13 protein-coding genes, 2 tRNA genes and 1 pseudogene are annotated in these 18,270 nt (G+C 33.7%); 6 read left to right on the top strand and 10 right to left on the bottom strand.

Annotated features, from left to right (window positions below; translation table 11 throughout):
- Positions 1 to 120 precede the first annotated feature (120 nt).
- Both BA768_RS18745 and BA768_RS18750 read right to left on the bottom strand, forming a co-directional pair.
- Positions 121 to 801, bottom strand: coding sequence for an alpha/beta hydrolase (locus tag BA768_RS18745; protein WP_065721982.1), 681 nt, complete (start codon positions 799 to 801; stop codon positions 121 to 123).
- 128 nt (positions 802 to 929) lie between these two features.
- Positions 930 to 1,226: an MGMT family protein gene (locus BA768_RS18750; protein ID WP_065721983.1), complete on the bottom strand. Its 297-nt coding sequence runs from the start codon at positions 1,224 to 1,226 to the stop codon at positions 930 to 932.
- A gap of 215 nt (positions 1,227 to 1,441) precedes the next feature.
- Here BA768_RS18750 and BA768_RS18755 point away from each other — a divergent pair, with 215 nt between their 5' ends.
- Entirely contained in the window at positions 1,442 to 2,233 is a 792-nt protein-coding gene (locus BA768_RS18755; protein WP_034673005.1) for a glucose 1-dehydrogenase, read from the top strand.
- A 468-nt stretch (positions 2,234 to 2,701) separates the two neighbouring features.
- Here the strand turns inward: BA768_RS18755 and BA768_RS18760 are convergent, their stop codons facing one another.
- From BA768_RS18760 to BA768_RS18780, 5 genes are all read right to left on the bottom strand, one after another.
- Complete coding sequence (locus BA768_RS18760) at positions 2,702 to 3,793, bottom strand: acyltransferase family protein (protein ID WP_065721984.1); 1,092 nt, start codon at positions 3,791 to 3,793, stop codon at positions 2,702 to 2,704.
- A gap of 224 nt (positions 3,794 to 4,017) precedes the next feature.
- Entirely contained in the window at positions 4,018 to 4,989 is a 972-nt protein-coding gene (locus BA768_RS18765; RefSeq protein ID WP_034673009.1) for a deoxyhypusine synthase family protein, read from the bottom strand.
- Between the two features lie 27 nt (positions 4,990 to 5,016).
- Positions 5,017 to 5,685 carry a hypothetical protein gene (locus BA768_RS18770; protein WP_074958857.1) on the bottom strand — a complete coding sequence of 223 codons (669 nt, stop codon included), beginning with the start codon at positions 5,683 to 5,685 and terminating at the stop codon, positions 5,017 to 5,019.
- Between the two features lie 46 nt (positions 5,686 to 5,731).
- Complete coding sequence (gene arfB / locus BA768_RS18775; protein WP_034673016.1) at positions 5,732 to 6,124, bottom strand: alternative ribosome rescue aminoacyl-tRNA hydrolase ArfB; 393 nt, start codon at positions 6,122 to 6,124, stop codon at positions 5,732 to 5,734.
- 77 nt (positions 6,125 to 6,201) lie between these two features.
- On the bottom strand, positions 6,202 to 7,230 hold the full coding sequence (locus tag BA768_RS18780; RefSeq protein WP_034673019.1) for an AMP-binding protein: 1,029 nt from the start codon (positions 7,228 to 7,230) through the stop codon (positions 6,202 to 6,204).
- 99 nt (positions 7,231 to 7,329) lie between these two features.
- On the opposite strand from BA768_RS18780, the gene BA768_RS18785 reads away from it, so the two are divergent.
- Both BA768_RS18785 and BA768_RS18790 read left to right on the top strand, forming a co-directional pair.
- A tRNA-Gln gene (locus BA768_RS18785) sits at positions 7,330 to 7,400 on the top strand.
- Between the two features lie 144 nt (positions 7,401 to 7,544).
- Positions 7,545 to 7,615, top strand: a tRNA-Gln gene (locus tag BA768_RS18790).
- Between the two features lie 214 nt (positions 7,616 to 7,829).
- Here the strand turns inward: BA768_RS18790 and BA768_RS18795 are convergent.
- Positions 7,830 to 10,901, bottom strand: coding sequence for a hypothetical protein (locus BA768_RS18795; protein WP_410493545.1), 3,072 nt, complete (start codon positions 10,899 to 10,901; stop codon positions 7,830 to 7,832).
- A gap of 343 nt (positions 10,902 to 11,244) precedes the next feature.
- On the opposite strand from BA768_RS18795, the gene BA768_RS18800 reads away from it, so the two are divergent.
- A complete protein-coding gene (locus BA768_RS18800; RefSeq protein WP_065721985.1) occupies positions 11,245 to 12,165 on the top strand; it encodes a T9SS type A sorting domain-containing protein in 921 nt (306 codons plus the stop codon).
- A 59-nt stretch (positions 12,166 to 12,224) separates the two neighbouring features.
- On the opposite strand, the pseudogene BA768_RS20980 reads toward BA768_RS18800, so the two are convergent.
- Positions 12,225 to 12,548, bottom strand: a pseudogene (locus BA768_RS20980) (DNA-binding protein); the annotation flags it as partial.
- A 412-nt stretch (positions 12,549 to 12,960) separates the two neighbouring features.
- Between BA768_RS20980 and BA768_RS18805 the strand changes: the two are divergent.
- Positions 12,961 to 13,677: a hypothetical protein gene (locus tag BA768_RS18805; RefSeq protein ID WP_065721986.1), complete on the top strand. Its 717-nt coding sequence runs from the start codon at positions 12,961 to 12,963 to the stop codon at positions 13,675 to 13,677.
- A gap of 19 nt (positions 13,678 to 13,696) precedes the next feature.
- Positions 13,697 to 15,388: a T9SS type A sorting domain-containing protein gene (locus BA768_RS18810; RefSeq protein ID WP_083206746.1), complete on the top strand. Its 1,692-nt coding sequence runs from the start codon at positions 13,697 to 13,699 to the stop codon at positions 15,386 to 15,388.
- Positions 15,389 to 15,433: 45 nt separating this feature from the next.
- On the opposite strand, the gene BA768_RS18815 is transcribed toward BA768_RS18810, so the two are convergent.
- Positions 15,434 to 18,253, bottom strand: coding sequence for an aminopeptidase (locus BA768_RS18815; protein WP_065721988.1), 2,820 nt, complete (start codon positions 18,251 to 18,253; stop codon positions 15,434 to 15,436).
- Positions 18,254 to 18,270: the final 17 nt, after the last annotated feature.

Raw genomic sequence — 18,270 nt, forward strand, 5'->3', positions numbered from 1 at the left:
AAATTATTCATGGACAGATTCTTACCCATACGCCGCAGTTTCTGTCTACGCTTTACATCCGCAATATATTTCTATTGAAAATCTTGATTTTAAATTACCGAAGGATTTAGTTGATGAATATCAAGCTCCGTGAGAATAAGGAACGGTCTTATCATTTTTGCTGTAAATAAAAAGCTTAGGAACTCCTTCTGTAGATTTAATATCTTCTTTAGCAGAATAAACTGAAGCTAACATTTTTGTAAGAGCATCTTTGAACTGAGGGGCAAAAACGGCTGCAATATCAGCGAATGATGACATTCCGCCATCGATTACCAATCCTGAAATTTTAGCTTTATTGTTTTTGGCTAAATGAGCTGAAATCTGAGAACCTAAAGAAGCACCATACACAATCAGTTTTGTATTCTTCACATCTTCTCTTTGAGACATTTGGTCAAAAAACTTTTGTCCATCAGCTGCAACATTAATGTGAGTAGGAGTTCCGGTAGATTTTCCGTATCCTCTGAAGTCAACCATGGCAACCTGAAACCCAGCCTCAACTAAAGGTTTAATCATAAAAATATACGTTGAAACGTTCCCGCCTGCACCATGAAAAAATAAAATTGTTGCCTTAGGTTTTGCAATATTAGGTTTTAAGAAAATTGCTGTAATCGTATCTTTATCTACAGGAATTGAAATGTTTTCATGTTTTAGCTCAATAGGTTGTAGCTCTTTTTTTGGCTGATAAAATTTGTCGTCGATTTGAGCCTGAAAAAATTGAGTAAGAATTACAAATAGAAATGTAATTATTGTTTTAGCTTTCATAATGTTGTTATTAATTATGACGCAAATATAGTTTCTGCAAAGCTTTTTTAAAAATTTAAATCACCGAACGGTTACTTTTTTATGCTGAACAGTAATTTTTACGTTCAGGAAAAATTTTCTATTTTATTTTAAAGTTCTTCCAAAGGATTCCAAAACAGACTTTTAAAGTTTTTTACTCTGAAATTTTCAACAGTAATTCCTTCCGCTTCCAATCTTGATTGAAATTCCGGTACAGACAATGTTCCTGAGCTTGAAATTACACGATGCGCTGGAACGTCTTTCGGACAGCCACCCATTGCCTTTCCTACGTGACGCGAGTGATTTGGAAAACCAACTGCCTTTGCAATCGCACCATAACTAGTCACTCTACCTTTTGGAACCAATTTGGTGATTTCCCAGACCTGTTGTTTGAAGATTTCGTTCATTTTTTTGATTTAAATAAAATTCAAATGTAAGAAATTAATCATGTAAATCTTTCCAATGAGAATGTTTCATTAACCAACCTTATCAATGTTATTAGAAATTGTAAATATTAACCTAGAACATAGAAATTCGAAAAGTTTAACAAAATATTATCATCAAATAATTGTAAAAATTATTTCATTGTTGTAAATTGAAGCAATGAAATAAAACAAATAGTATGGCAAATTTTAAAGGAAAAGTAATTATCGTAACAGGAGCAGCAATGGGATTGGGTTTGGCTGCAGCAGATGCATTAGCTTCAAAAGGAGCTGATCTGACTCTTGTAGATTATAATGGCGAAGCTTTGGAAAAAGCAAAAGCAGAATTATCCTCAAAATATCCTGAAAGTAAATATCTTACAGTAACAGCCGATGTTTCAGTGGAAGAAAATGTGAAAAATTATGTTGATCAAACCGTAAAAGAGTTCGGGAAAGTTGACGGATTGTACAACAATGCCGGAATTGAAGGGAAGCAGGCTCCTCTGATTGATTATGATATTAATGTATTTAAAAAAGTGGTCGATATTAATCTGATGGGTGTCTATTTTGGAATGAAATACGTTATTCCTGAATTGCAGAAAAATGGTGGCGGAAGAATTGTCAATGTAGCTTCAGTTGGAGGAATCAGAGGAGTTCTTAATCAAACTGCTTATGTTGCCACAAAACATGCTGTAGCCGGAATGACTAAAAATGCAGCTTTGGAATATGGTAAAGATAATATATTAACGAACGCCATTGCTCCGGGTGCGATTTTGACGCCAATGGTTGCTGAAGCTTTCAACCAGGTAAATCCTACAGACCCGAAAGCGGCAGAAAAAGAATACGCATCAAGAAATCCTACAAGAAAATTGGGGGATCCGAAAGATGTCGGGAATTTGGTAGCTTATTTATTAAGTGATGAAAATGGTTATGTTTCCGGACAAGTGATTGCCATTGATGGGGGAGAGTCGAATATGTACGGAAATCCATAAATAGCTTTTACTCACTATTTTAAAAATTGTCTTCATCTTTTGAGGACAATTTTTTATTTTTTGACTGCTCAACCTCCAGCTCCCGACAGCTATTATCTAAGTTAAAATAAAAATGCACAATTTTTGAACTCACATCTGAAATCAAAAAAGGCTAACAATGAAAAAATCGATATTTAGATTTTTAAATAAAATCAATAAGAAAATTTTACCGAAATTGAGTGATAAAGATCCTTTAAAGCTAACTAAGTTTCAGAAAGGAATTTTGGCTTACAGATACTTTGTTTTGATTAATTCTTTGGATTGAATTATTCCCACAGATAATAAGTATCCTCACAGATTTTAATATAATCAGCTTATTAAAATTAATCTAAAATCAATTTATTGATTCTTAAAATGATGAAGAATCTTGCTTCAATACTTAAAAAACTTAATGTTTAAAAAATCAGCCAAATCGGCGAGAGAAAAGAATTATTTAATTTTTCCTATCAGCTTCCTGCAAACCTCATACAAAGGTTTTTCAATCAAAAGATAAATAATAATTGAGCAAATCCAAAGAAGAACAAAATTCTTGTCAGGAAGATAAACGTATGATTTCAGTTTCATGTTGAAATAACTCAGATGAATCAGATAAAAAACGAAAGAAGCATTTCCCAGCAAAATAAAAAACTTCGTCGAAAGAACTTTTGAAACCCAGGTGTTTTCACTCATCAATCCCCAAAAGAAAACGATAATGACAATCGGTAGCAGCAATTCGTGAATCAGTCTCCCTTCCCATCTTTCAACACCATGAACGAAATTATTTCGTGCAAAAATTCTAATGCAAATCATTAAAATTAAAATGCCAATTCCACCCCAAAGTGTTGGGTTTTTAATCTTATTTAGAAACTGAATTCCATTTTCTTTTTTCATTAAATAAGCAAGCAACATTCCGAAGAAAAACTCAAGACTTCGACCGAAAAATGTGCTTCCGATCATGAATTGTAAAGGATATAAAAAGCCTTTAGGATTTCCATTAAATTCCTTCAAACCATATCCGATTCCCCAACCTAAAAAGAAAAACCCGATTAAAAACAGGAGGCAGTATTTCCAGTTTTTCTTTAATAATAAGAATAAAAGTGGTGAAAGTAGGTAAAAGAAAAATTCCACTGTTAATGACCAGGCCTGCACAATTCCTGAAACAGAATATTTTTCAAATAAAGAATAGAAAAGTGAATATTGTAAAAAATAAGTTTTTACCTCTTTTGAATAAGCTGTATCGAGAAAAAAACAGCTCAGCAAAATCCAGTACAGCGGAAAAATTCTTGCGATACGCAGAAGAATATATTTTAGATATGATTTTTTTGATTCTAGAGGTTTTTCTTCATAGCGATACGCCAATAAAAATCCGCTCAAAACAAAAAATACGGTCACACCAATGTGCCATTCACTAATGAATCGCATCACTTCAAACGGCAAATCATTTCGCCAGTATTTTCTATTATGATATACAAAAACCATGATAGCGGCAATGGCACGCATTCCGGTTAAAGCATCGAATTTATTTTTCTGAAGAGTTTCCAAGTTTTATAAAAGTAAAATCTATTTTTTTTAACCGCAAAAGATTCAAAAGATTTTGATATATTATTAGTAGTTCAAAAGTTTGCAAAACTAAAGAAGTAAGCAGTAACATTTTGCCAACTTTTGAATTTGTATTTTCAATTAGTTCTTTTGAATCTTTTGCGGTTAAAAAATAAAAAAGGCTTAATAAATAAGCCTTTTAAATATATTGAGTTTTAGTTCTAAAATTAGTTTTCCAAGATGTAAGAGAACATCAAAGGCGCACAAATCGTAGCATCACTTTCAACGATAAATTTCGGAGTCGTAATATCTAATTTCCCCCAAGTAATTTTCTCGTTCGGTACAGCTCCCGAATAAGAACCGTAAGACGTCGTAGAATCTGAGATCTGACAGAAATAAGACCAGAACGGAATATCATGCATTTCCATATCCTGATACAACATCGGAACTACACAAATCGGGAAATCTCCTGCGATACCTCCTCCAATCTGGAAGAAACCAACTCCTTTTCCACCTGAGTTTTTAGTGTACCAATCCGCCAGATACGTCATGTATTCGATCCCTGACTTCATTGTAGTCGCTTTAAGTTCTCCTTTAATACAATAAGAAGCAAAAATATTACCCATTGTTGAATCTTCCCATCCCGGAACAACAATTGGTAAGTTAGCTTCAGCTGCTGCAATCATCCATGAATTTTCTCTTGGAATTTCATAATACTGCTCCAAAACGCCTGAAAGAATCATTTTGTACATGAATTCGTGCGGGAAATATCTTTCTCCTTTTGCTTCAGCATCTTTCCAAATTTCAACGATGTGTTTCTGCAATCTTCTGAAAGCTTCTTCTTCAGGAATACAAGTATCTGTAACTCTGTTCAGACCTCTTTCCAACAGATCCCACTCATCCTGAGCCGTCAAATCTCTGTAGTGAGGAACTCTTTCATAGTGAGAATGCGCAACAAGGTTCATTAAATCTTCTTCAAGGTTCGCTCCTGTACAAGAAATGAAATCTACTTTTCCCTGACGGATCATTTCCGCTAAGATTTTCCCAAGTTCGGCTGTCGACATCGCTCCTGCAAGCGTAATCATCATTTTTCCTCCGTCTTTAAGGTGTGCAACATATCCTTTTGATGCGTCTACCAAAGCTGCTGCATTAAAGTGCAGATAATATTTTTCTATGAACTCAGTTATCGGTTTGCTCATTATTTAAATTTTTTACAAAGATAAAATTTAAAAACGGAAAGTCGCAGCAGCACTCAAAGAAAGTCTGGTTAAACCTTCTCTTTCTTCTTCACCGAAGTTTACTGTAGTACCATTGTATTTCATTTTGCTTAATGTTCCACCGGTCATTCCAATCTTTGGACCAATGAAAATCTGGTTAGTCAATGCATATTGATATCCAAAATTAATTTCTGCACCTACATTTGAGCCTGTTCCTTTTACAGTTCCTGTTTTGGTTGTGTAGGTAATTACACCTAACGAAATATCATAAAACAATTTATGTCTGGTATCTTCTTTAAAATTTGAAAACATATAAGAAGCACCAATAAAGCTGATATTATCTTTTGTACTTACGAAGCCCGAAACATTCTGACCATTCGGTCCTGCAACAGTAAGTCTTCCGTCGCTTGATGCAAAATAACCCGAATATTTTAATCCGATTGCTCCGTTTCCATTAAGCAGATAATAAGTGCCAATACTTACATCAACACCACTTTTCAGGCCTTTGATGTAATTTTTTGTTTCATTGGTAATTCCTGAAGGTGTCTTTGCTAAACGCCAAGCATATCCTACAGAAGGCATTACGGCAACTTTTGGTTGTGGTGCTAAACCAGCTTCTTGTGCTGAAAAAAGAAACGGAGCAACGCATACTCCTAATAACATTAGTTTTCTGAACATTGTATTGAAATTTCCGCAAAAATACTATTTTTCAAAATACGGAGACTTAATATTTGAAACGTCTGTTTTCTTTTTTATCCGAATGCTGTTTTTTCTGCTGAATTCTTTTTTCAACTGATGATTTAGAAGGTTTTGTTTTGAATCTTTTCTTTGGAATAATTAAGGCTTGATCTACCAATTCCAAAATTTTTTCGGTGGCAATCTTCTTATTCTGTAGCTGAGTTCTGGATTCCGAAACGGTCAGTTGCAAAATGCCTTCAGAATTGATGCGGTTTTTAAGCTTAGTATAGATTAATTTTTTTTCTTCGTCTGAAAAGAAATTGCTTTCCTCAATATCCCACATTATTGTAACAGAAGTTTCCACTTTGTTTACGTTTTGTCCGCCTGCACCGCTGCTTCGTGAAGTTTTATAAGCCAGTTCTGAGGTAAAGTTTTTCATATATTATATTTTGATGACAAAAATTCCCCTCCCTTGGAGGGATGGCGAAAATTCGCAAGAATTTTTGACGGAGTGGTTTAGACTGACAATTTTTTTTTTAATTCTAATCGATTCACTTTTCCATTTGGCGTTCTCGGAATTTTTTCAATAAAGATAATTTTTTTCGGCTTATGGAAAGATTTTTCAAATGTGAGATTTGAGATTTGAGATTTGAGATTCTCGTTTTCAGATCCTTCAATAACCAAAATCAATTTTTGTCCCAGACTTTCATCTTCTATTGCTAAAAATACAGCTTCATTAGTAATCTCTTTTTTTATCAAAGTTTCAAGCTGTTCGGGAAAAATTTTTGCACCTCCCGAATTGATGACATTATCAATTCTTCCTAAAAATTTGAATTGATCTGTATTTTTTATATCAACAAGATCATTGGTCTGCAAAATTTCAGAATTCAGTTTTGAAGCAATAATTTTCAGGCAACCTCTTTCATCCTTAGAAATATCAATATTTTCAAAAACAGTAAAATATTCATCCGGATTTGGGTAAATGTTTTTTAATGCGATATGTGAAAGTGTTTCAGACATCCCGTAAGTCTCATAAATTTTTGTTTCAGAGGTGGAGAGTTTTAGTGTTTGAGTGATTTTCTTTTTTAAAGATTCTGAAACGGCTGCTCCGCCAATGATCAGATTTTTTATGAAATGAATTTTGTCTAAAGAATTTTCTACCTGTAAAGGCGTCATTGCACAGAAATCAATTTCCTGATGAAGATTTTCTAAGGGTTTTAAAGATGGATCAGCAACAAATAGATTTAATTTTCTTTCGAAAGAACGCACCACCATCATTTTTCCTGATATATATTCTATCGGAAGACAAAGCAAAGCAGTATTTCCTTTTTTAAGCTTTAAAAAATCACAGGTCATTTGAGCGGAGTTTAGCATTTTCTCTTTTTCAATATCAAAAACCTTGGGAACTCCTGTAGAACCTGAAGTCTGTACTTTCACCGTTTTAGAATCCGACTGCCATTCTTCAACAAAAAAAATCACTTTTTTTTCGAATTCAGTTTGAGGTTGTAAATTATTAATTCCGAGATTATTGAAGTCTAGCAGCATGTTTCTGGCAGTTAAATTGTAATGTAAATTTAAAGAAAAATTAAAAAAGGATTTGCAAATAAAGAAAAAAGCTTTAAATTTGCATCACCAAAATAAAACAGACCTATAGTGTAACGGTAACACTCCGGTTTTTGGTACCGTCATTCGGGGTTCGAATCCCTGTGGGTCTACAAACCACTCTTTTTTAAGAGTGGTTTTTGTTTGTTATATTTAAACCTTATTCGCTAAAAATATTTTAAGGAAAAAATCAAAAAAATGTAAAATTCATTTGTACGTAAAGAAAATTTATGTAAATTTGCCTCACCAAAAAATACAGACCTATAGTGTAACGGTAGCACTCCGGTTTTTGGTACCGTCAGTCGGGGTTCGAATCCCTGTGGGTCTACAAACCACTCTTTTTAAGGGTGGTTTTTGTTTTTTATAATACTAAAGTTTTGGTTTGAAAACACAATCGTCTTAAAATCTAAAACTAGCCCAGATCGCAACGGCATCCTTTTTTGTTTAAAGGAAAAGCAGGGGCAAAAAAGATATAGTGGAGAGCTGGAAAAAGCTTCAAATAAGAAAATATGACTCATCTTCTGGATGTAGTCAAACAGCTCCTAAAAACTGGCTTTCACCTGCATGCTTCCGATGTGAATGGTTCTCTCACCGGAATTTCTTCCTTCGTAATTTAAGTTCAACTGCAGGAAAGAGTTGATTGCCTGTTGAATGAAAACACTCCAAACCTGATTTTTACCAGGCTTTAAACCATCGAGCATCTGGTTCCCGACAATGCTGAAACTGTTTCCTGTAAAATCATTATTGATAAACGAGAAATTTCCTCTGATGGACGTTTTTTTACGCTCCCACTGGATCGTTCCTGTAATATCAAATGCTTTCAGCAATTCTTCGCCGTCTTTTCTTTGTTTTTCACGGTAAGCTGATGAGAATTCTGCCTGAATCGCATCTGTGAATTTATAGGTTGCTTTTGGCTTGGTTTCAAAATTATTCAGTCTGTAATCTCTTGTAGCAAATAATTGTGATGAATTTTGCAGATCATGAACAGAATTTTCCCAGTCGATCCTAAATTCTTTATTGAACCAATACCCGATGTTTACGAAATGTGAGGTCTGGTTACGTTCTTCGTTGCTGAAATTGGCATTGATGAGGTTGTCATTCTGTATAAAACGGTAATTTCCGTTCCAGCCCGATTTTTCGGTAGGGTTGAACTGAGCAGACATCAGAATGTTCTGATTTTTCAAAATCTGGTTTTCGCCTTTTTCAAATGGATTTAAGACCAAAACTTTGTCTTTTTTGTAAAAGGAATTCTGTGAGTTTAATGAAATGTTGAAATTCCAGCGTTTTAAAAACTTATTTTCCGAGCTGAAAATTACTGACGGGTTCACGAATAATGCCAACTGTAATTTATTTTTGTTGGACGGAATATACCGCACCGAATTGGTGTAAATCCTGATATATTGAGCCAGATCGGAGTATTCTGCAATCTCAAATTCATCGAGCTGTTGCACTCCGTCTCCGTTATAATCGGTCCATTTGTAAACTCCCTGTCCGTCTGTAACTTTGATATACTGAAATTCTCTTTGTGCTTCCTGCCCGTTTCCTAATTCATAGAAAGCCTGAAGACGCATTCCGTTTTTGAAAAGCTGTTGGTTGTACAAAATATTTCCAACCACAAAATCTTTATTCTGATTGACGTCTACATCATCATTTTTATAAAAGAATTTTCTGTAATGAAGTAAAGCGTTTAATGTTGTTTTTTCAGTTTTAATGATCTGACTTTCCGCCATGAAACCTAAGATTCTGTTCATGTTCTGAAGACGGTTATCACGCACGGAGTCGTTGTCTCTTACATAGATTTTAGATAAAAGTTTTGTTCTTGCACTGTCACCGATTTTTTTCTGAACAAACAATTCTTTCCAGCTGAAACTGGTGACATCCATCAGATCGGTATCGTTATACTTTTTTTCGTTGTGCTCCATGCTTCCGCCGACTGCCCAGCTTCCTTTTTTGCCGGTATATTCGGTTCCTGCTCCACCACGAATAAATTTGGTATCCTGAAGAAGCGCATTGGTGTTCAGGTAAGAAAAGTTTCCTTTTGTATTAAATTTTCCTTTGATCCATCCGAAATCAAGGTCATTTTTTATCCCCTTGTAAGAATCTCTTTCGTCGAGATAATTGACACGATAATTTAGAGTGGATTTATTGTTCCATTTATTCTGAAAGCTAAAAATAAAACGGTTTTGAGTGAGACCATTAAATTCCTGAGTTAAGTTGAAATCACGGGAAAATTCTACATCATTAATTCGGTCTAAAATATGAAATTGTCTGTCGATGTATTGATATTCAAAACTTGGTGTTCCTTTCCAGCTGTTTTTAGTAAATGTTTTATTCCCGAAAATCCTTGCTGCATATCCCAGATTCTGATCTGAATCTTTCGACGAAAATAAATTGATGTCATAATTGCTCAATGAAACATCTGCCCCGATTTTTCCGTCTTTTAGCAAGTATTCAGAATTTACAGTATAAACCTGAGATTTTTGTGGTGAAGGTAATTTTCGTACTGCACGATAATCACCAAGATTAGGACCAACATATTCAAAAACACGACCATTATTGGTAGTCTGGCTCAGCTTGTAATCACCAAGATTTGCTCCGAAATACGTAAACGAAACCTGATATAAAGTCTGAGTGGCATCCGTAGAAAACTGATAATAATTTCCGTTCGGACCGGGAACAAGGCTGTACAGAATTTTGTTCACATCATATTCTGCGACAACGCCCGAAGGAGCATACATCAGATTTGCATCATTTCCTGCATCAGCCAAAATCTGCTCATCTTCTTTGGATAAATTTAAAGCTAACGGAGCATTTTTATTATCGTTCTCCATAAACCAGTTTAGTCCGACTCTGAACTTTTCTCTCTGATGTTCTAATTTTCCGGTGAATAAATATCTGGAATAATTTCGGTTAGCATAATTAAATGAAATCGTAATGAAATTCTGCTGGAAAATCGGACGGAAACTGGTAAAAGTAACTTCACCTGTATTATAATTAATAATATAATCCTGGTTTTCTCCACGCTTCATCAAAATACCATCGATGAAAACCTGCTCAGAACCTGAAATCAACGTAATAAACTGTTCGCCGTTTTTACCTGTTAAGCGGTAAGGCCCCTGGTTTCCTTCAATTCCCTGAAAACGAATTCTATGGAATTCACTTCGTGCCACACCGGCTGAAATATCAACGAAGGTTTTATTATCTGTTCCAAACTGTGTCTGAAACTGAAGTCCCATGCTTCGACGCTGATATTTTGCAAAATAATTTTTAGAATCTACCAAATCGAGATGACCTGCCCTGAGAATAGATTTATCCTTAATATTAAGCTGCATGTAAATCTTGTCGAATTCTTCTAAGGTCTGCGTATAACCATCTGCCTGAATCGGTAAGTTGTGATCGGAAATACTTGCTAAAACGGTTACATCTTTCGAAAGTCTTCCTGAAATCTGAAGATCCATTGAGCTCTGAACCGATTGTCCCTGATTATTACCAAATGTGATCCCTCGAATAATGGAACCTTTTGAATTGAGTTCCCCTAAAAATCTTTTGGTATCATTTTTTGCCAGAACAGCTTCGTCTACAATAATACGGTTCTGTGTTTTCACAAAATCCATGGTGTCTTTTGCAAAAATATCCTGCCCGAATCTGAAAGCAAGAATACTGTCTTTTTTTATCGCTAAAATACTGTCATTCTTTGTTGATGCAGAATCTTTCGGAATGTTGGGGTTCTTCCACGTAAAAATTTGAGCGTTATTCAAAGATAAGCCCAGAAAAAAAAGGAAGAATATCAGAATAGAATTCCGCAAGTCTTTAAAAAATAATTGGTAAAAATAACTAAAAAATGTGAACGGTAGGAGTTTTAGCATTATTAACAGAAAATTAACCTGAATATTGTCCCAAATGGAAAAATAGCCTTATTTTTGCTATGTAAATTATTAATAATTAAAAAATTAAGTTATGAAAAAAATCTTTACAGTTTTAGGAGTTGTAGCAATAGCTGGAATTGCGAATGCGCAAGCGACCCTACCTTATAGTGAAACATTTACTTATCCAGACGGAGATCTTAATGGTCAAGGTAACTGGGCGGTACAATCTGCAAATGCTACTGACAAAATTTTAGTTCAATCAGGTGTTGTGAAATTTGATGGAGCTGGTGAAGATTTGAAGCAAGCTATTACGCCAGTCAGTTCTGGTAGTGTTTTTTATTCAATGGATTTAAAAATAACTAATATTACTGCTGCAACATTAGCAGATGGTGGATATTTTGCAGGTTTTGGGCAAAATGATACTACTTTTGGTGGTACTATATGGACAAAAAAAATCACAGATACTACATATAAATTAGGTATTGAGGTTAGAACCGCAGCTGGGGCAACTACAACATGGAGTACTGCAGATTATAATATCAACCAAACTTACCAGATTACTGTAGGTTATACTTTTAACCCAAGTACTTCCGATGATACGGTAAATCTATGGGTAAACAATTTATTAGCTACACCAATTGATACACATACTGGGACAGATTTAACATCAGCAAGCACTTTCTTTTTAAGACAAGATAGTGCAACTGAAACTCCATTTATTGAAATAGATAATTTGGTTATTACAACAACACCACCTGCTGTTCTTGCTGTTTCAGACTTAAACAAAACAAAATCAAATTTCGTTAAAAACACTTTCGTTAAAAATGACGAAATCACTTTCGGGGCTGATGCTAAGGATGTAAAAGTTTATACTTTAACAGGTCAGTTGGTAAAAACTGCTTCTGTAAAAGCTAACGGAACATTAAACGTTGCTGATTTAGCTGAAGGTCACTACATCGTTACTGGAACTGTAAACAATCAGGCAGTTTCTCAGAAAATTTTAAAAGACTAATTTCTTATTAGGATAGAAATAAAAAACAGCTGTCAAACGACGGCTGTTTTTGTTGATAATTATCCTTTCTTTTTAAACTCGGCAAGCTTCAGCGCATTTTTGATCATCTTTCCCGGTCGGAAAATGGTCTTTACACTTTTAATGCTTGAAGCATTTACTTCATCCGCAGTCTCTCTTCCTTCGCTGGAACCTCCTGCCTGTAAGGTAAAATATTCTCCTACATAGACGATCTTTCCGTCTGCAATATCATCGGCAATTTTAGAGAATATACTTTCGAGTACGGCAAGAATGTCGGCTTTTGAAACGGTAGAAACAGTGGAAGCATATTTGGCAAGGTCTTCAAGGGTAGTTTTACCTTCTCCGATGACATCGGCGTAGTACTTCTCTGGTTCATTAAGGTCTCTTAAATGTAATAAAAATTTGTTTTCATTTTATATTGCTTATGGTGGATTTTTGTCACTTGTTTTCAAAAATTAAATAGATCTTTTATGAACCAATAAAGTTATCAGGATAATCAATTTAAATTACCTTGATAAATTTTATAATTTATCTTGATGAGTTAGGAATAATGATGAAATATATTTTAAAATTGGTTGTGTTTTTACAAATTACAAGTCTGAAGTTCGGTCTGCAAAGAAATATTTTTCATTAAACATAATATAATGTTAATAAAAATAATGTATTGATAGAAATAGGTTTAAAAATTATTAATCTTTTAAGGATATGCTGTGAATAGGCTTTTTATAGAACTTTTTTATCTATTTTAGGGGAACTATAACATTAAAAATTTTAACTATGAAAAAGGCAATTATTTTTTTGAGTATTCTTTCTGGATTAAGTGTAAATGCACAATCTTCTTGGTCTTTGACAGGGAATTCAGGAACAAATGCAAGTACCAATTTTTTAGGAACTATTGATAATCAGGATTTAGTTTTTAAAACTAATAATATTGAAAGACTTAAATTGGATAAGCAAGGAAAGTTTGCTGTAGGTGATATTGATCCTAATTATCAGTCCACCTTTAATGGTAAAAGTAAGTTTGATATACATGGTGAATGGGAAAATGCTTTTGTTGTTTATAACAATAGCCCTAACGAAGTTATTAATATTAGAGTTGATACAGATAGTCAAACTGTTTTTTTACAAGAGCAGTCTGGAAGAGTAGTTATTGGAGCACAACTTGCACAATATACTAGTAACTATGACGGTTATAAACTTTTCGTAAAAGATGGAATCCGCACAGAAAAAGTACAAGTAGATATTGCCACGCAAAATGGTTGGGCAGATTATGTTTTTGCAAAAGACTATAAACTGATGCCACTAAAGGAGCTGGATCAGTTTATTAATACCAATGGTCACCTACCGGAAGTTCCTACTACGGAAGAAGCCATTAAAAATGGTATTGAGCTCAAAGAAATGAATATTCTCCTTTTGAAAAAGATAGAAGAACTTACATTGTACACGATTGAGCAGCAGAAGAGAATTGAGGCATTAGAGAAAAAGATTCAATAATTATATAAAATAGAAAGTCATGAACAGATTTTATATAATACTATGTCTTTGTTTATCCTTCTTGGGATATTCACAGGGTGAGAACGATCATTGGTATTTTGGCTATAAGGCTGCTGTTAATTTTTCGTCTGCAGTTCCTATAGCTCTTAATAATAGTCAGATGTTTAGTGCTATTGAAGCGTGTGGAACAGCAAGTGATGCAAATGGGAAATTACTTTTCTATACAGACGGAAGTATAATTTGGAACAGAGACCATGAAATTATGAACGGAGGGGGATTGGGATTAAGCGGAGATTGGTCAAGTCAGCAATTAGCTATAGTGAAGCATCCAGGCAATCAAAATCAATATTACATATTTACAACAGGACTTAATAATCCAACATCGAATTCAAAAATAGCTTATACTGTTATAGATATGTCATTGGGCAGTTCAGGGTTGGATGGACTCCCTTTAGGAAAAATTGTGGATAATCTTCGGAATGTACCAGTAAAAGATAGCAATGGTAATTTTTTTAAAACCGAAGCAATAACAGTAGTTCCAACTTCATCAGGAGATTTTTGGGTTCTTATACCAAATGGGTTGCATTTGTATAGTTATTTATTTAGCGAAAGTTTAGGCTTTAATAATGGAAACCCTGTTATAAGTGATTTAGATTTTCCAGCATCATTATCAGAAACAGATTATAATCATTTTGGAATTAAAGTATCCCAAAGATTAAACTCTAATTATAGTTTTTCTCACTATTTATGTATTAGCTCATTTGATAATCCAAATTCTAAAAATGTAATTTATTCTTTTAATCATTCAACAGGAAAGATAACTCCAAATTACAGACTCAATATATATAGTATTAATTCTTATACTCCGGAATTTAATAGAAATTCTTCAGTATTATTTTTGGGTTATAATAAGCTCTATGCTGTTGATTTATTAAATTCTACTTCAGCTAATCCTGTATTTTCACAAGTTTATGATTTTGGAGCAAATACGATTGTAGGTTCGATTCAAATGAATAAATATTATGATATCTTCTTTAGTATTATAAACCGTAATTATTTAGGGAAAATAAATAATCCAAATAATTATGGTGCAGGTATTAGTGTAAACTTAAATTATCTTAATTTAGGAACAAATAATACTGATCAAAATTTAGCAAAATATGGACTTCCTCAACTAATTATGCATCGTACTTTTGATTCAGAATGTAAGTCGGATATAATATTAACGACACCAGAAGCAAATACTTCATATGTTTATAAATCATTTAATACTATAAAAACAGAAAATAATTATCAAATAAATCCTTCGAGTCAAAATATTGTTTTTAAAGCAGGTAATAGTATAACTCTTTCTCCAAACACTCATATTCAAGCAGGAGCAGGTTTTCTTGCAAAAATAGAAGAATGTGTAAATCTAAGAATGCAAAAAGAAGTAAATGATAGCCAAAAACCCATTGATATATGGCTTGATAATGCAGATAAAAAAGAATTAAATAATATTAGTATTTTTCCAAATCCTACATCCTATATTTTAAATATAAAATCAAATGCTAAAATCAACAATTTTTCTATTATAGATATGAGTGGTAGAACTATGAATGTAAAATTAGATGGAGAAAAAATAGATGTTAAAAGTCTTCCATCAGGAACTTATATAGTAAATATTGAAACGACACAAGGGTTTTCAAGTCAGAAATTTATAAAGAAATAGACTCACTAAAAAACACAGTTGTCATTTGACAATTGTGTTTTTATTTTAATACCACCCCCTTCTCGCAGCATTAATAATCGTACTCAGATTCAGCACCAAAGTATATCTTATCCTTTTTCCGTAATCTTTAAAGCCCGGTTCAAATCCTAAAGAAGATTGCACCGGAAGGAATATTTCAAGAAAATCAGGAATAAGACGAACTTTCACACCGCTATCCCAGATGAATTGTGTCGGATTGTTTTTATTTTTATATAAACCTGCATCAGCATACACATGGAAGATTTTCCAGACGCTTGAATCGACATTGAATGAAGTAATCCATTGATTGGCTGTTCCCGGAATGAAAGATTTAAAACCACCATCTGCCAAAACATATTGCTGAGACAAAACTCCGCTTGTTGCGCTTTGGCCTAAAAGATTATACGCAAATGAATAATCAGAAACTCTTGAAATTCCATAGTCGAAAGTATTGTTTCGGGTTTCATTTCTGGCGAAATATCCTGCAAAAAGTCTTAAGCTCAGCTTCTGTCTTGGCGCAAATTCCCATCGGTAAAAACCTTCGGCTGTGATTTTGTTATAATCCTCCATTCCCTGTGTGCTCAGGCTGAAACTTTTTTCGTGAATCATCTGGTTGTCAGAATATCCGTAACCGGCTGTCCAGATATTGTATTTTCCGTAATCATTAGCGAGAATCATTTTCTGGCTCAGATCTCTTTCAAAATAGCTGTACGTAAAACTCAAACCTCTGCTTACCGTACTTCTCGGATTTTTTCTAAAACTGATGCTTGCCGCTAAAGACGTTTTCTGATAAGACAGATCGTAATCATAGTGGAAGTAAGATCCGGAAACACCGAACATCAATCTCTGGATAATGCTTTCAGCGGGCAAAAAAGAATAGGAGACTGCTCCTGAACCTGTCAGTTCTTGAGTTCCTGTACTGTAATAAGGAGTTAATGAATACAAAAATTTCTGGTCAAAAAGCGATTGATTCTTAAAATTCATCCCGATAAGGAATTTATCGTAAGTATTGGAGAAACGTATTCTAGGGTTCAGATATATTTCATTGAATTCAGGATTCGGAATGTCTTTAATTAATTTAAATTTGATTTTTTTGGCATTTGAAAACAAACCTTTTGTATAAAGGAAATTATCTCTGTAATTGGCTTCAGGGAATATATAATCGTTGTTTAAGGTAATTTTATACACCTCTTCAGAAGGAAGATTTACGGTTTTTAATCGTTCGTTTTTTTCCGTTTCTATCCAGTAGGAAGTTTTTGTGCCTTCTTTTGTTTCTGTTTCCAGCTTTACAGGAATTGCCTCGTCAGTATTTTTTACAATTTTAATATTCAATGAATCATCTTTGGCTCTGAAATTTTTAAGCTTAAAATTAATTCTGTTTTTCTCCCGTAAAAAACCTTTTAAATAGGAAGTTGAAGCATCTTCTTTGGCAAGCTGATCCAGGAAATCTTCAGGAGTAATCTGCTTGTCGGTATTTTCAGCAATGTAGTTTTTCAATAAATTGTTGAATTTCTCTTCACCTATTTTATCTGCAGAATAGTTGAAAAGTGTTCCAGTTTCGAAACTGCTAATTGCCATATCATTGAAATTGCTGAGGTATGAATACGGCTCATCAATTTTCTGATCAAGATTTTGCGACATGATGTACTGATACGCCAAACCATATCGATCCAATAATTTCACCCTCGATGCGTGAAACCATTTCAAAGGTTTTAGCCCTAAAATATTCGTTTCCGGAAGATTCCCCAACAGTTTTTTATCACTGTAGAATTTTTTCAGGTATTCGATTTCGAGATATGATTTTAAACCATTTTTAAACCAGTGATTTTCTTCTTTATCGGTGATAATGCTCTCATCCAAGATTTTTTTTGAAATAATTCCGAAATAATCAAGATCGGTATTTTCTGCATCGGAAAAAAGTTTAAATCTGAATGTCCAAAAGCGAATATCATTGTTGCCGAAAAAATCTTCTTTAGCTCTGAATTTCTCAGAAATAAAAATTCTTTCAGGAATAAAGCCAATTCTGTCTTTGATAAATCTAAGCTGTAAAGGAAGGTAAAACTCAAGATTCTGAATTTCCTGTGGCATGATATTATAACCAAATTTGATTTCTGTTTTAATATCTTCCGCATTAATTTTTATCTCCGGAAAGTTGGTTTTTGAAATAATAAATTCCGGATCAGAATCTAAATATCCTTTAAACGAGTTGGGTAGAGTCTGCTCAAGATTACTTTCAATAAAATTATTACCTGAAGTTTCGAAATCTACCGTCCAATACGTATTGAAATTGACAGATTCTTCGGTGTCGAGAAAATCTCTTTCATCATTGTTTTCGGGATCGAAATGATCAGGAACAATAAAGAAATATTTTAAGGCTGTATCTTGTGCAGAAACACCGTAACCGGTAAACTTTTTGTCCGGAAGCTGCATTTTATACTGTAGTTGGAGCTTGATGCTTTTTCCGGGTTGTAGGCTTTCATTTAAATTGACGTATAAGTTTTCGTCAGAAATATTGTTAATAGGAATCGATTGGTTATCAGTGTTTTTTATATTTAGCTCTAAAACTTTTCCCAGCTCATGCTTTTGTGCAAAATGAAGACTGTTGTTTCTGTCCTCAAGTTTTCTGTAAACTAGTGATGTGCCTCTTTTTTTGTAAGCAGAGATCCAGTTTAAAAGTTTAATGCTGTCGAGACTTTTTTCAGAATGATTGTGATAGATAATTTCCTGATTCACTTCAAGGGTTTTATTATCCTGCGATAATTTAGCCTTAATATAAATGCTGTCCTTTTGTGCAGAAACCTGTACAATTCCAAATATCAAAAAAATACCAATGCAAAACTTTTTCAAAATACCTATAAAGCTTC

Origin of the sequence: Chryseobacterium sp. CBo1 (assembly GCF_001693475.1) — a bacterium.
Lineage (GTDB): Bacteria > Bacteroidota > Bacteroidia > Flavobacteriales > Weeksellaceae > Chryseobacterium > Chryseobacterium formosense.